Origin of the sequence: Shewanella sp. A32, from assembly GCF_029167175.1 — a bacterium.
GTDB classification, from domain to species: Bacteria; Pseudomonadota; Gammaproteobacteria; order Enterobacterales; family Shewanellaceae; genus Shewanella; species Shewanella yunxiaonensis.
In genome coordinates this window covers 193,243-207,641 of record NZ_JARFTS010000003.1, presented here as the reverse complement: position 1 = coordinate 207,641, position 14,399 = coordinate 193,243, and the positions used below count along the sequence as shown (strand labels likewise).

11 protein-coding genes are annotated in these 14,399 nt (G+C 50.6%); 8 read left to right on the top strand and 3 right to left on the bottom strand.

What is annotated here, in order from left to right:
* Positions 1-18 precede the first annotated feature (18 nt).
* The 5 genes from PY479_RS04250 to PY479_RS04230 all read left to right on the top strand — a co-directional run bounded on the left by PY479_RS04250 (position 19) and on the right by PY479_RS04230 (position 4,738).
* Positions 19-1,086, top strand: a complete 1,068-nt coding sequence (locus PY479_RS04250; protein WP_275482983.1) for a CDP-glycerol glycerophosphotransferase family protein — start codon at positions 19-21, stop codon at positions 1,084-1,086.
* A complete protein-coding gene (locus tag PY479_RS04245) occupies positions 1,083-1,481 on the top strand; it encodes an adenylyltransferase/cytidyltransferase family protein (protein ID WP_275482982.1) in 399 nt (132 codons plus the stop codon). Before PY479_RS04250 ends, PY479_RS04245 begins: the two co-directional genes overlap by 4 nt.
* 16 nt (positions 1,482-1,497) lie before the next feature.
* Entirely contained in the window at positions 1,498-2,613 is a 1,116-nt protein-coding gene (locus PY479_RS04240; RefSeq protein WP_275482981.1) for a glycosyltransferase, read from the top strand.
* 134 nt (positions 2,614-2,747) lie between these two features.
* A complete protein-coding gene (gene coaD, locus PY479_RS04235) occupies positions 2,748-3,242 on the top strand; it encodes a pantetheine-phosphate adenylyltransferase (protein ID WP_212594888.1) in 495 nt (164 codons plus the stop codon).
* Entirely contained in the window at positions 3,242-4,738 is a 1,497-nt protein-coding gene (locus tag PY479_RS04230) for a capsule assembly Wzi family protein (protein ID WP_275482980.1), read from the top strand. Before coaD ends, PY479_RS04230 begins: the two co-directional genes overlap by 1 nt.
* Before the next feature lie 52 nt (positions 4,739-4,790).
* Here PY479_RS04230 and PY479_RS04225 read toward each other — a convergent pair whose 3' ends face one another.
* The 3 genes from PY479_RS04225 to PY479_RS04215 are packed head-to-tail and all read right to left on the bottom strand — an operon-like array spanning position 4,791 to position 8,148.
* Positions 4,791-5,924, bottom strand: coding sequence for an ABC transporter permease (locus PY479_RS04225; protein ID WP_275483005.1), 1,134 nt, complete (start codon positions 5,922-5,924; stop codon positions 4,791-4,793).
* Positions 5,924-6,658: an ATP-binding cassette domain-containing protein gene (locus tag PY479_RS04220; RefSeq protein ID WP_275482979.1), complete on the bottom strand. Its 735-nt coding sequence runs from the start codon at positions 6,656-6,658 to the stop codon at positions 5,924-5,926. Before PY479_RS04220 ends, PY479_RS04225 begins: the two co-directional genes overlap by 1 nt.
* Positions 6,655-8,148, bottom strand: a complete 1,494-nt coding sequence (locus PY479_RS04215) for an alpha/beta fold hydrolase (protein ID WP_275482978.1) — start codon at positions 8,146-8,148, stop codon at positions 6,655-6,657. Before PY479_RS04215 ends, PY479_RS04220 begins: the two co-directional genes overlap by 4 nt.
* A gap of 494 nt (positions 8,149-8,642) precedes the next feature.
* On the opposite strand from PY479_RS04215, the gene PY479_RS04210 reads away from it, so the two are divergent.
* Genes PY479_RS04210 through PY479_RS04200 form a run of 3 tightly spaced genes read left to right on the top strand, consistent with a single transcriptional unit; the run spans position 8,643 to position 14,397 of the window.
* Complete coding sequence (locus PY479_RS04210; RefSeq protein ID WP_212594884.1) at positions 8,643-10,097, top strand: circularly permuted type 2 ATP-grasp protein; 1,455 nt, start codon at positions 8,643-8,645, stop codon at positions 10,095-10,097.
* Positions 10,098-10,099: 2 nt separating this feature from the next.
* Positions 10,100-11,044 carry an alpha-E domain-containing protein gene (locus tag PY479_RS04205; RefSeq protein WP_212594883.1) on the top strand — a complete coding sequence of 315 codons (945 nt, stop codon included), beginning with the start codon at positions 10,100-10,102 and terminating at the stop codon, positions 11,042-11,044.
* Positions 11,041-14,397, top strand: coding sequence for a transglutaminase family protein (locus tag PY479_RS04200; protein ID WP_275482977.1), 3,357 nt, complete (start codon positions 11,041-11,043; stop codon positions 14,395-14,397). The genes PY479_RS04205 and PY479_RS04200 overlap by 4 nt, the downstream gene beginning before the upstream one ends.
* The last annotated feature ends 2 nt before the right edge of the window (positions 14,398-14,399 follow it).

Below are 14,399 nucleotides of genomic sequence, written 5' to 3'. Positions count from 1 at the left end.
AACTAGCTAAGGGCTATAATGGTCTACTTTGATGTGCTTCATCCCTATTACTTACCTCAATACTTGCCGGTAATGGATGAATTAAAAAAACGCCAGCAAAACGTTGGTTTCGTATTCTATCGTAATACAGAGCAATTACTGGTCGCGGAATCTCTAGTGGAGCGCTATCAGCTAGCTGTCACCTGGGTCAATGATCATAAACAGGCGCTGGCTTTCTACTTAACAGCCGGGGCTGACTGGATCATCTTCGGTAACTCCTGTGATTATCTATCGCAATTAAAGGGTGTAAGTCAAACTGCATTGATGCAACATGGGATTGGCCCCAAAGCTTGCTATTATGAGGTCTCTGATTCTGATTTTGATGTGCGATTTGTGGAAGGTCAGCACAGATTACAACGATTACAGGCGCTCTATCCTCAGAAAAAGTTCGTTGATACTGGTTACGCCAAATTGGATCCTATTATTCAGCGCCGGGAGTCAGGAATTGATCTGGCAGCGGTAGGCTTGGATCCTAGAAAGCCAACTCTGTTGTACTCACCAACATTTTATCCCAGCACCATTGAAAATATGGCGCGAGACTGGCCAAAAGATTTTAGTGAATACAATATCCTGTTAAAACCGCACTATTTTTCGCTGACTAAACCCAATTATCAAAAGCAAAAAAAGCTACTCGAATATTGGTCCGGTTTTAATAACGTTTACCTGGCACCAGTGGCGCAGACAAATCTATTGCCATTTATGGTATCAGCCGATGTGTTAGTGAGTGATGCTTCATCTGCCTTATTTGAATTTGCTGCATTGGATAAGCCTGTCGTTTGGTGTGACTTCTACCATTTGCGCTGGACCTATCGAGGTGTATTTAAATTCCGTTTTAATCGCAGGATGGACTCGGATCTGTACCGTTATGCTGATATCGCTGCACATGCGAAAAACTATTCAACACTGAAAGCCGTCGTTGATCAACAATTGCAGAACCCACGTTCATATGCTGTGGCTCGATCACGTTATACTGAAGAGCTCGCCGGCAAAGTAGATGGCAGATGTAGCCAACGAATTGTTGATTATCTTTATCCTCGGGATCTGTGATGCGAATTATTACTTTCGGTACTTTTGATATGTTTCATATCGGCCATCTAAATATTATTGAGCGGGCCCGCGCTTTGGGTGACTATCTGATTGTTGGGGTTTCAGCTGATCAGCTGAATTTTAAGAAGAAAAACCGATTTCCGATCTGTCGTCAAGAAGACAGATTAAAGATCATCCGCGCGTTGAAGGCTGTCGACGAAGTGTTTATTGAGGAGTCTTTGGAACAAAAAGCTGATTATATTAAACAATTTAGGGCAGATTGTTTGGTGATGGGAGATGACTGGCGCGGACGATTCGATCATTTTCAGGATATTTGTGACGTGATTTATTTACCGCGGACCCCCTCTATTTCGACTACAGAACTGATTGAAGTGGTTCGTAGCCAACAATTCTGATCGGAAAATAAAAGAATTGATTGCAAGAGCAATTTCGCACAAACGCATCGCTATTGTGATTGATTCGCTTTCCGGCGGCGGTGCCGAAAAGGTGATGCTGACCTTGGCAAAGGGACTGCAAGCCCGGGGACATGAACCACATCTGCTGGTGTTGGAACCTGCGGTTGAACATGAAGTCCCGGTGGATATTCCGTTGCACTTTTGCTTCGGTGCCAATGAACACAATCTGGACAGTTTTTGGCGCCTCAACGGCACCGTGGCCAAGCTTAAAAATTTCCTGACACAATTACAGCAGAACATTGGACGTTTTGATCTGTTTCTGTCCAACCTGCATCAGACCAATTTGTTGATGACACGTACAGGCGTATCGCCCTTGTACTGTGTGGTGCATAACTCAATGGACGAGGAGTTGAAACGTCAGCGTAAACTCGGGCCTATCGCCTGGTTGGAGATGTGGCGGGCACAGAAAGCACTGAATGGTCAGCATCTTATCGCCGTGTCTGAAGGTGTCGCTGACGAGTTACGCCAGTCAACACGGATCATGCCGGCTTCAGTGACCACCATTTATAATCCGTTTGCGCTGGCGGAGATCCGCGCGCAAGCTGAGCTTATTCCCGAAGATTTGCCCAAAGGTGATTATCTGATCCACGTTGGGCGTTTTGCGCGGCAGAAACGTCACGATGTACTGTTTGCCGCGTTAAAGCAGATGCAACATAACCTTCCGTTAATCTTGTTGTGCAGTAATCGTAAAAAAGCGCAGAAAGCCATAACTAAACTTGGATTGCAGCAGCGAGTGATTGTCGCGGGCTTCCAACAAAATCCGTTTCCGTGGATCAAGCATGCCCGCGCTTTGGTTCTGAGTTCTGATTATGAAGGATTTGGCAATGTACTGCTGGAAGCCCTTGCCTTGGGAACTCCGGCCATTAGCACTGCCTGTCCTCACGGACCAACAGAGATTTTGACGGGCAATCTGGCACAATGGCTGGTACCCCGGCGAGATCCGGTGGCATTAGCGAAAAAACTGGATCAACTGCTTGATAGCAAGCCAGATGTGACCGATGCGGAGATCCTCTCCAAGGTGAATTTGGACACCATAGTACAGCAGTATCTGGCGCTCACTGCGGACGAATAACTGTTAACCATCCTACAGCGGATGGTTGTGCATGAGACTAACAGTTGTGGCAGAATAGCGCACCAAAGAGCGGATAAACCAACAGCGATACAGAACGTTATCGCGAGATTTATCTTCGGTGCAGTGGAGGAGCAATGCATACCAGAGCCATCTATCCCGGAACGTTTGATCCCGTCACCAATGGTCATACCGATCTGATCGAGCGCGCGGCAGCGTTGTTCCCGTCACTCGTCATTGCGGTGGCCGCTAATCCCTCGAAACAGCCACGATTTTCGCTGCAACAACGCGTTGATATGTTGCAAACCGTGACGGCGCATCTGCCCAACGTTGAAGTGGTGGGATTTAGTGGATTGCTGGTGGATTTTGCCAAACAGCAACAGGCGAGCGTGTTGGTGCGCGGGTTACGGGCAGTGTCTGACTTTGAATATGAGTTTCAGCTGGCCAGCATGAATCGACGCCTTTTCCCGGGATTGGAGAGTGTGTTTCTAACACCATCCGAAGAAAACTCTTTTATCTCATCGACATTGGTGAAAGAGGTGGCGCTACATGGCGGCGATATCAGCCAGTTTGTCCATCCTGAAGTCGCGAAAGCACTGGTGCAAGTATTTAAAAAACAAGGAAGTAATTGATGCAACATAAGTGGTTTAAATCGATATTGGGCGTTTGCGCGTTACTGTGCAGCGCCTTGGTGAGCGCCGCGCCTTGGGTCGACACCAGTGATGTTTACCTGCGTGCCGACGTTCAGTCGCTGGCTGATGCCGGGGTGATTACCGTGCCGGTGAATACCTATCCGCTGATGTGGGCTGGTATTGGGGCTGATTTGGCCAAAGTTGAACCCGAGAAACTCACCGCTGCGCAGCAACAGGCGTATGCGCGCGTTAATTATTATTACCAGCAGGCCATCAGTAATGAAGGCAACAGCAAAATCAAAGCTTCGCTGGCAACTGATAGTGCTCGTTTTCAGCATTTCGGCTCTGACTACCGGGAAAAAGGCGAACTTACTGCATCGCATGATTATGTCGGTCAGCGGTTTGCCTACAAGTTGTCAGTTACCGGTGCGTTGGATCCGGAAGATGATAAAGCGTTACGCCTGGATGATTCCTATTTTGCCGCCATTCTGGGCAACTGGGTGGTAACGATGGGGAGTGTACCGCAGTGGTGGGGGCCTGGATTTGACACCGATCTCATCAAAAGTACCAATGCCAGACCTATGCCATCACTGATGCTGAGTCGCAATGATGCCCATGGTTTCGAAACGCCCTGGTTGTCCTGGATCGGTCCCTGGACTCTGACTACTGGCTTCAGCTGGGAAAATGATGACCGCGCCGTTGAGGACACTGCGTTATGGAATTTCCGCGGTACGTTGAGACCGCTGCGTCAATTAGAGATCGGCTTCTCCTGGACCACGCAGATCTGTGGACAGGGACAGGACTGCGGTCTTGGCACCTTCTGGGATACGATTTCGGGCAATACCGTTTGTTCTGATGGTTCTACGACTTGTGACCCATCGCTGGAGAGCAAGATAGGGAACCAGATGGCCGGTTACGATATCCGCTACGCTGACAACTGGTTCGGTGTGCCGGTGGGGCTGTATTTGGAGAAAACTTGCGAAGATTCCAGTGGCCCTTCCCCTTGGCAGTTAGCAGACTGTGCCAAGTTATATGGTGCTGATACCCGCTTTAACTTCAATCAGCAGCAGTACAAACTGTTTCTGGAATACTCGAACACTTTGGTGGCCTGTGGTACCGACCCCAATGCGTTTAACTGTTTTTATGAACACGGCACCTATCTCAGCGGTTCCCGCTACTATCGCCGTAGTTTAGGTTCTACTTACGATAGTGATGCGAAAGTGTATGTGCTTGGGTTAATTGGCCAATATACCAATAGCCGTGGTATCCAGGCATATTTGCGTTATGCCAAGCTGAATGATGATGGTAAGAACCGAGATAACGGTTGGGTACCGATGTCCCCCAAAGAAGATTTACTGATGTTAGAACTCAGTTATCGTATGCCTGCTTTCAATGGCATGGTAACCCTCGGAGGCACAGCTGCACGTTCGCAGTTTGAAACGCGTAGCAATGACACCAATAGCAGCCTGTTTGGTAGCTACGAGTATCGTTTCTAACGCCATTATTTCGTGATAAAAAACGCCAGCGTATGCTGGCGTTTTTGTGTGCTCACAGACCGAAGATCACTTTTTCACTGCGTAGCATGCGCGTCAGTGCCAGCGCCAGTATTGTCGCTATCAACAGTGTTAGCCCTGAAGCGGCACCCAGTTCCAACCAGGGAATGGCTTTGCCCTTTATGACTTCCATTAATGCTTGTTGCTGCCCGGAAACGGGTAACCATTTCAATACTTCCGGGGCAATGTTGTAGCTGGCGCTCATGGCCAGTGCCAAGGGAATGAACATTACCATGGTCAGGTAAGACTGGGCTTCCTTGAAGGTTTTTGCCATAAAGGATACAAACAGTTGCAAACTGGCGGCTAACATGGCCACCGGCAAACCGACCACCAGCATCAATGCCATAAACGATGGACTGATAGTGATACTAAATCCCAATTCCGGCCACGGCACCATCGGGTAAGCGAAATGCGAAATCAACAGAATAAGCACAAGTCCCAGCATCGCGAAAACTGTCACCGCTAATAGTTTGGACAGCACCAGTTGTCCGGTGGTGATCGGATGACTCAGTAACAGTCCGAGTGAGTTGCGCTCACGCTCCCCGGCGCTGGTATCGATTGCCAGATTCATGCCGGAAATAAATACCGAATACAGCATCGTAAACAGTGCTATTCCCAGGATCATGCCGCCTTTTGAATCTGGCGTGGCCTGGTCATGCAGCTCAACTGTCAACGGTTGCAGCACCCGCGGGTCAATCCCGCGTGCAATCAGCCGCAGACTGCCCATCTCTGCCGAATACGCCTGCAGCGCTTTTTGTAAGCGCCGGATAGATTCCTGCATTTTTTCATCAGAATTGTCGGCGATAACGGTAACCTCAGCGCTTTGGCCCCGGGCCATGTTAGCCGGGTAGTCCTCACTGATTTCCAGCACTAATTTGTCGGCTTTTTTACCAGTTTCGTTATTGATGCCTTGTTGTCCCAAATAACGCACCAAGTCCGGCGCTTTGTCGGCATTGATCATTTTTACCGGGAGATCATCCGGACTAGACAGCTGGTTGATCAACACGATAAACAGGCCACACATCAATAATGGCGTGCCAATCGCATAGTAAAGTCCGGCTAACACCGAGCGTTTGTCGCGACTGGCATCTATCAGCTCTTTTCGCAGTAACGTAATGACCTTAGCAATCATGCCGCAATCCCCTCATCTGTGCCTATCAGTTGAATAAAGGCTTCTTCTAGTGAAGATTGCCCCGTCTGCTCACACAGTTGCTGCGGACTGCCGATGGCAGCCACTCTGCCGTTCGCCATAACAATAACCCGGTCACATAAGGCTGCGACTTCCTGCATCACATGACTGGAAAACAGTACACAGTGACCTTGCCGCTTCAACTCCAGCAACAGTTCCCGTAACACCCGGGTGCTCATGACGTCCAGTCCGCGGGTCGGTTCGTCAAGGATGATATTGGTCGGCTGGTGGACGATGGCTTGTGCCAGCGCGGTTTTCATTCGTTGCCCTTGCGAGAAGCCTTTGCAGCGACGATCGGCAATATCTTCCATTCGCAGTTTACTCAGCACCTGGGCGGTGGCTGCGCTCGCCGCGCGTTTGTTCATGCCGCTGAGTCGGGCGAAATAGCTGATATATTCCCTTGGTGTCAGCCGCTCATATAAGCCAAAAGGATCGGGAAACAACCCTAATTGTTGCTTGGCGGCAACGGGTTGCTTCGCAACATCAATACCGTCGATTTCGGCAAAGCCTGCATCGGGTTTTAGTAGGCCGAAAATTGTGCGCAAACAGGTAGTTTTCCCTGCACCATTAGGACCGAGCAGCCCGGTAATCATGCCGTTCTCCGCCTGGAAGCTCAGTTGGTCCAGCGCCTGTACGTTGCCGATACGTTTGCTGATATTACTGACATTGATCATTGCAAGCCCTCCGGCATCGCTTCAACCGTGCTGGCATTTAGGTAGAAACTGCGGCGCACATCTTTTTTCAGACACTTGCCATCAATCTGGTTTATCGAACCGGTTTCCACCAGTTTGGCGATTAGGTCGCCGGCACAGGATTGTGCCGCCACATTATGAGTTGCATAGGGCGAGACCAAATGTTTGGCTTGAGTGAGCTTTGTCATCGCCATTTCCGCCCACGCCGGTGGTGTTGCCGGGTCCTTCTCGCCGGAAAGTAACAGTGTTGGAATATTGCTAGCGATAGGGGTGCCAAACTCTTTTGGCGCCGGCGGGATCTGCCAGATGGGGCAGCTCTTATCAATGCTTTGCAGCATCACTTTACCGACAACGCTCTGCTCGGCTTGTTGGCGTTGTGCTGTGGTCAGGCGTGGCCAGTCTTCGCCACAGACCACCGCTGCATGCATCCCCATGGCTAAATCGATTGCACCACTTTGCAATGATAATAATCCCAACAGGGGTTGGTAATTTTTGCGATAGGCTTGATGGATGGCAAACGGAATTAACGCTCTGATGGACGGTGAATAAAGCGCCAATCGTAGCGCCCCCAACAATTTATCGCGGGTCAGAGTCAACAACGCTGTTTCTCCCGTCACCGGATGGTGGATCTTTTCCATCACCGGATATTGGTGCAGCGACTCACTGAGTTCCTGCAACTCCTGGCGCAGTTTGGGGAACGTCTTGCCGCACAAGGCATCTTGTTCACAATCACTAATGACAAGTGTTTGTGCTCTGGCAATGGCACTGCCGATGGCTAACACGCTTTGCTGCATCGGCACAACACCGTCTAGTGTGACGGTACTGAGCGCCTGCGGATAGTCGCGCATATATAGCTGTGCCATGCGAGTGCCATACGACACCCCATAGAGGTGCAATTTCTGATACCCCAAATGATGGCGTACCGTCTCAAAATCTTGCAGTGCCTGTTCGCTGCCGTACTGGGTAATATCGGCGTGGCTTTGCAGTTGCTGTTTACATTTACGGGTTTCAGCCGCAATATCCACCGCTTCATCATCATGTGCCAGCATCTCGGTCAGATTGTCACTGTCACAGGCCAGCGGGTTAGATTGGCCTGTGCCACGCTGATCAATCAGCAGAATATCGCGATGCTGGTGGACTTTGCTGAGCATACGCTCAAATCCTGCGGCATTATCAATCGCCGATTGCCCTGGGCCACCGGCAATCCCTAAAACTGCTTCCTGTGGTGCCAGATTTTTTATCGCCGGGATCACCACATAATGAATGGCAATTTTACGGCCATCGGGCTTGTTGGGATTTTCGGCTACTTCAACGCTGCCACAGCGCAAGCGGTCAGATAAGCCGTTGACATAACAGCTGTCTGACGATGGTTTTGGTACCTTATCCGTGGCGGTTTGCGCTGATACCGTGCCGCTATAGACCATCGTCAGGCCCCATAGCGGTACGAGCCAGCGAGCATAACTCAGTTTCATGCTGATTTCCTTTTAGCCATTGGTGGCGATGTCTATCGGTTGGGCCAACACATTTCAACCAAACGAATGTCGGTCATGATAACAGTGCCACAGATTTTGGAACAACAGTGCTTACCTTTGATTATCAAAGGTAAATTTTATGTTAACTAACGCCTTTGCAGTCACTGCTGCGGGTGCTACTGTGGTAACAAATCCGGTGCATATCCGCGCCACGGTACGTGTATTAAGCTGCCACCTAGCGGTGTTATAGCAAGCTGTTGCACGACGTTTGAATGGCGAACTCAGATCTTGCCCCGTTTCTTCTGGCATAAAATCTGCTATTTCTTATAGTTATCCAGACTATATATCAACGCAATTATGCTATTTAGTTGATTATAAAAAGGAAGATTTAATTAGCGTCAGCACCATTTTAAAGCATTGATAAACCGCACCGTCTAAACTAATGCACCATAATGATGCGGTGTTCGGTAATAATTACGAGGGGCGATTTTGTTATGGATAGACTTATAAAAAATTATGATTCCGGTGGCTTTTTTGACGAGCTTATCGATCAAACCGGAACCCCGCGCCCTCCCGCCAAACAGTTACTAAAGTACCTAGATTCCCTTTCCGCGGATGAATTGGAAAAACGACGAGTTACCGCGGAAGCTACCATCCAGGAGATGGGCATCAGTTTTACCGTCTATACCGAGGAAGGTAATATTGACCGCGCCTGGCCGTTCGACATTATCCCGCGCACGATTGAAGCCAAAGATTGGGCGGTTACCGAAGCCGGCTTGAAACAGCGACTTACCGCCCTTAACCGCTTCATTGATGATCTGTACCACGATCAAAACTGTATCAAAGACGGCATCATTCCCGAACATATCATTACGGAATCAAAAAACTTCCGGCCGGAATGTGTCGGAGTCTCGCCGGCGTATGGGGTCTGGGCGCACATTTGTGGTACTGATTTGGTGCGTGATGCTGACGGCAAATTTTATGTTTTGGAAGATAACCTGCGGGTGCCGTCCGGGGTTTCGTATATGCTGGAAAACCGCGCTATCACCAAGCGGGTGTTACCAGAACTGTTCGAAAACGATGATATCCAACCGATAGGTTCCTATCCTTCACAGCTGTTCGATACCTTGGCAGCGCTGTCGCCTCGTAAGGTCGCACGACCAGAAATCGTAGTGTTGACGCCAGGCATTTATAACTCCGCCTATTTCGAACATGCGTTTCTGGCTCAGCAGATGGGCGTCGAGCTGGTGGAAGGCTCCGATCTGTTTGTCGACCGCGATGATTGTGTCTACATGAAAACTATCTATGGGCCGGAACGGGTCGATGTAATTTACCGGCGCATTGATGATCTGTTTATTGATCCAGAAGCCTTTAATCCCGAGTCCGTTTTGGGCGTGCCCGGGCTGATGCGTGCGTGGAAAGCCGGACATGTGGCGTTGGCCAATGCGCCAGGTGCCGGGGTGGCGGACGACAAAGTGGTCTATGCCTATGTGCCTGAATTGATCCGTTATTACCTCAACGAGGAGCCAATTCTGCCCAATGTGGAAACCTTCCTGTGTGAGCGTGATGATGAACGCGAATATGTACTGGCAAACCTGGACAAGTTGGTGGTGAAACCCGCCAACGAATCGGGTGGCTATGGCATGCTAGTGGGCCCGCATTCCACTAAAAAAGAGCAACAAACCTTTGCGGAACTGATCAAAGCCAATCCGCGTAACTATATCGCACAGCCGACACTCAAACTGTCAACGGCACCGACGTTAATCGGCAAAGATGTGCTGGAGCCGCGCCACTTGGATCTGCGGCCATTTATTCTGCAAAGCAAAGACACCTATGTCACTACCGGCGGTTTAACGCGGGTAGCGATGCGCAAAGGTTCACTGGTCGTCAATTCCTCTCAGGGCGGCGGCAGTAAAGACACTTGGATTGTTGAGACAAAAGGAGACTGAGCATGTTGTCACGGGTTGCCGAGCGCCTTTACTGGAGTGCGCGTTATCTGGAGCGAGTGGAAAATATTGCCCGATTGGTCAGTGTCTATGATGACCTCATGTATGACTTGCCGCGAGACATTGCCGTGTCTTGGTACAATCTGGTGGAAATTAATGGCGGGGTGGAGCAGTTTGAACAGCGCTACAAAGTGAAGGATGAGCACAATGTTGTGAAATTCATGCTGGCAGATGACACCAATCCTGGCTCATTGCTGTCGTCGCTGAAAATGGTGCGGGAAAATATCCGTACCACCCGCGATGTGGTACCCGGGGAGATGTGGGAGCTGATCAATGAGCTTGACCTATACGCGCACCACGACATCAAGCAAGGGATCAACCGTTCCGAGCGTCACGCCTATCTCAACACCATTATTGAAGGTTGTCAGAAGATTATCGGTCTGCTGACCGGAACCATGGACCGTCATGCTGGCTGGCATTTCATTATGATGGGGCGCTTTCTGGAACGGGCCGATATGAATACTCGAATTCTGGATGCGGCTAACTTTCAGATGCTGCATTCGCAGGAAGAGGAAGAAGTACGGTTGGGACAAGTGGTCTGGTCCAAAGTCCTCAAATCACAAAGTGCTTATCTGAGTTTTCGTCGCACCATGCGCTGCTCGATTACCGGGGCGTCAGTGGTAACCTTCATGCTGACCGATCCCTGTTTCCCACGGTCACAGCGTTATTGTCTGGAGCAAATTAAAATTGCCGCGGCAGCGTTACCCCGTTTCGGCATCATTGCGGCTAATGTCGACAAGTTGCTGCAAAATACTCAAGGGGTGGAACAATCCGAGGCGCTCAACCAGCAGTTCAGTGAATATCTCAATGAGGTGCAGTTGGGGATGATCGCCTTGCATCACCAGATCACTGAGAACTGGTTCCACTTTCGCCAAGAGGATGCCGCATGACCATTCGCATTGCCATCCAACATACCACCACTTATGAGTTCGATCAGGACATCAATGTGTCGCCGCACTTGTTGCGGCTGCGGCCTGCGCCCCATTCACGTACCCATATTCACGGCTACTCGCTGAAAGTTACCCCTGAACAGCACTTCATCAACTGGCAACAGGATCCATTTGGCAACTGGCAGGCGCGCTTGGTGTTCCCGGAAAAGATGCGCAAACTGGAATTTGCCGTGGAAGTGATTGCCGACATGACGGTCATCAATCCCTTCGACTTCTTTATTGAAGAGTACGCCGAGACCTATCCGTTTACTTACGATCCGCTGCTACGGGAAGAGCTGGCACCATACCTAAAAACCGTTGAAGATTGTCCGGAACTGGATGCCTGGATGGCAACCATTGATGGCAAGGACAAGCCTATCGTCGGTTTTCTGGTAGAGCTTAATAGCCGCTTATCGCAGCACATTGGCTATGGCATTCGCCTCGAAGCGGGTATCCAGACGTGTCAGGAAACGCTGACCCTGAAAAAGGGCTCTTGTCGTGACACCGCCTGGCTACTAGTACAAATTCTACGGCGATTGGGATTAGCGGCGCGCTTTGCTTCTGGTTATCTGGTGCAACTGGTCGCTGACGTGAAAGCTTTGGATGGTCCTTCCGGCACCGATCATGACTTTACCGACCTGCATGCCTGGTGCGAAGTGTATCTGCCCGGCGCCGGTTGGGTTGGACTCGATCCCACCAGTGGTTTGTTAGCCGGTGAAGGTCATATTCCGCTGGCCTGTACAGCGGAGCCAATTTCTGCGGCCCCTATTACCGGCTATACCGACAAGTGTGAAGTGAAGTTCAGTTATACCAATGTGGTGACCCGTATTCACGAAGATCCGCGAGTCACCAAGCCCTATTCTGATGATGTTTGGGAAAACATTAAGGCATTGGGGCGGGCGGTGGATGATGAACTACAGCAAGGGGATGTTCGCCTGACCATGGGGGGGGAGCCGACCTTTGTTTCCATCGACGATATGGATTCAGCGCAATGGAACACCGCGGCGCTGGGGGCTGATAAATTGCGCCTTGCCAAAGACCTACTGCTGCGGATGAAAGCCAAATTTGGTGCAAACGGGCTGCTGCATTATGGTCAGGGGAAGTGGTATCCCGGTGAAGAACTCCCGCGTTGGGCACTCGGTTGTTTTTGGCGTACCGACGGTGAAGCGTTGTGGCACGATCCACAATGGCTGGCGCGGGTTGATAAAAATTATGGTTTTGGCGAAGCCGAGGCCCGACGTTTTGGCAAAGCCTTATGTACTGAATTGGGGCTTTCCGCGAAATATCTGCAACCAGCATTTGAAGACACCCTTTACTATCTTTGGCTGGAGCGTAATCTGCCAGACGAAGTCAACCCGCGTAAGGCCAATCTGAAAGATGATTTGGAGCGACGGCGCTTAGCAAAGCTGTTGACACGTGGTCTGGAAAATCCTACCGGTTTTGTGCTGCCTGTAATGTTTGACGGTTATCAGTGGCAGAGCAGCCATTGGCCGTTGCGAGCGGAGGTGATTACCTTGATCCCTGGCGATAGCCCCCTGGGGTTCCGCTTGCCGCTCAGTTCACTGCCACCGATGACCGAAGAGGAACTGGACACCGAACGCGACCCGTTTGAGCCACGTGATCCCTTGCCTAATTATGATGTTGGTGTCGACAGTCCAAGCATCGCCGCACAACAGACCGGCCAACCGCCACAACCGCCGCTGAAAATTGTTAAACCCGTGGTGCGCACCGCCATTTGTCTGGAAGTGCGTGACGGACGATTGCATCTGTTTCTGCCACCGCAGAACTATCTCGAACACTATGTGGCATTGATCAATGCCATCGAAGCTGTGGCGACCCAGTTGAAGTTACCTGTGGTCATCGAAGGTTATGAACCACCGAAAGACTACCGGTTGCAGAAGTTTCTGATCACCCCTGATCCGGGCGTGATTGAGGTCAATATCCACCCGGCCACCAGTTGGGATGCGTTGGTACATAATACTGAAACCCTGTACGAGCAGGCGTATCTGTCCCGTTTAGGCACCGAAAAATTTATGTTGGATGGGCGTCATACCGGGACGGGGGGCGGTAATCACGTCACCTTAGGTGGGCTGACACCGGCAGACAGTCCAATGTTACGTCGGCCAGATCTACTGCGCAGCCTGGTAACCTACTGGCAGCACCATCCGGGATTGTCCTATCTGTTTTCCGGCATGTTTATCGGCCCTACCAGTCAGGCTCCCAGGGTTGATGAAGGCCGTGAAGAATCGCTGTACGAGCTGGAAATTGCTTTTGCCAACATGCCGGACGGTTTTGTCGCGCAGCCATGGCTGGTTGACCGCCTGATGCGCAACCTGCTGGTGGATATTACCGGCAATACCCATCGCTCCGAATTCTGCATCGATAAGCTGTATGCTGCGGGTTCGGCGAGTGGTCGCCAGGGATTATTGGAATTCCGTGGGTTTGAGATGCCACCGCATGCACGAATGTCACTGGTGCAGATGTTGTTACTGCGCTGCCTGGTGGCACGTTTCTGGAAGAAACCCTACAAGAAGCCGTTGATCCGCTGGGGCACCGAGCTGCATGACCGGTTTATGATGCCGTACTACGTATGGCAGGACATCAAATCGGTGGTCGATGATCTGCAATGCCACGGCTATCCATTCAAATTGGAATGGCTGGCACCGTTCGAAGAGTTCCGTTTTCCCCATTATGGTCGTCAGCAACTGGATGATATTCAGTTGGAGCTGCGTTGGGCGATTGAACCCTGGCACGTACTTGGCGAAGAGGTAACACACTCCGGCACTGCCCGTTATGTGGATTCGTCCGTTGAGCGGTTACAGGTGCGACTGAGCGGTATGACCGATGGACGACATATTCTTACGTGTAATGGTCGTCGGGTGCCACTGAGTCCTACCGGTACCAAAGGCGAAATGCTAGGTGCGGTACGTTATCGCGCCTGGTCACCACCATCAGCATTGCATCCCACTTTGGGCGTCGATGCCCCGTTAGTATTTGATTTGATTGACAGTTGGAATGGCATGTCGATTGGCGGCTGCACCTATTACGTCAGTCATCCGGGCGGTCGTAACTTCGAAACCGTACCGGTCAACAGTAACGAAGCGGAAGCTCGTCGCGTTAACCGCTTCCAGGAACAGGGCTTTACTCAGGGACCGTTGATGCCGCCGCCTGAATTTAATGCGATGCGTCATTTTTATGTGAATGAACAGGTACCTAGGCCGATGGCTCCCCCCGTGGAGGAAATCAGTCATGAATACCCCCATACATTAGATCTCAGAAAGAAAGTATACTATGCGCCAATTTTGCCGGAGTAACC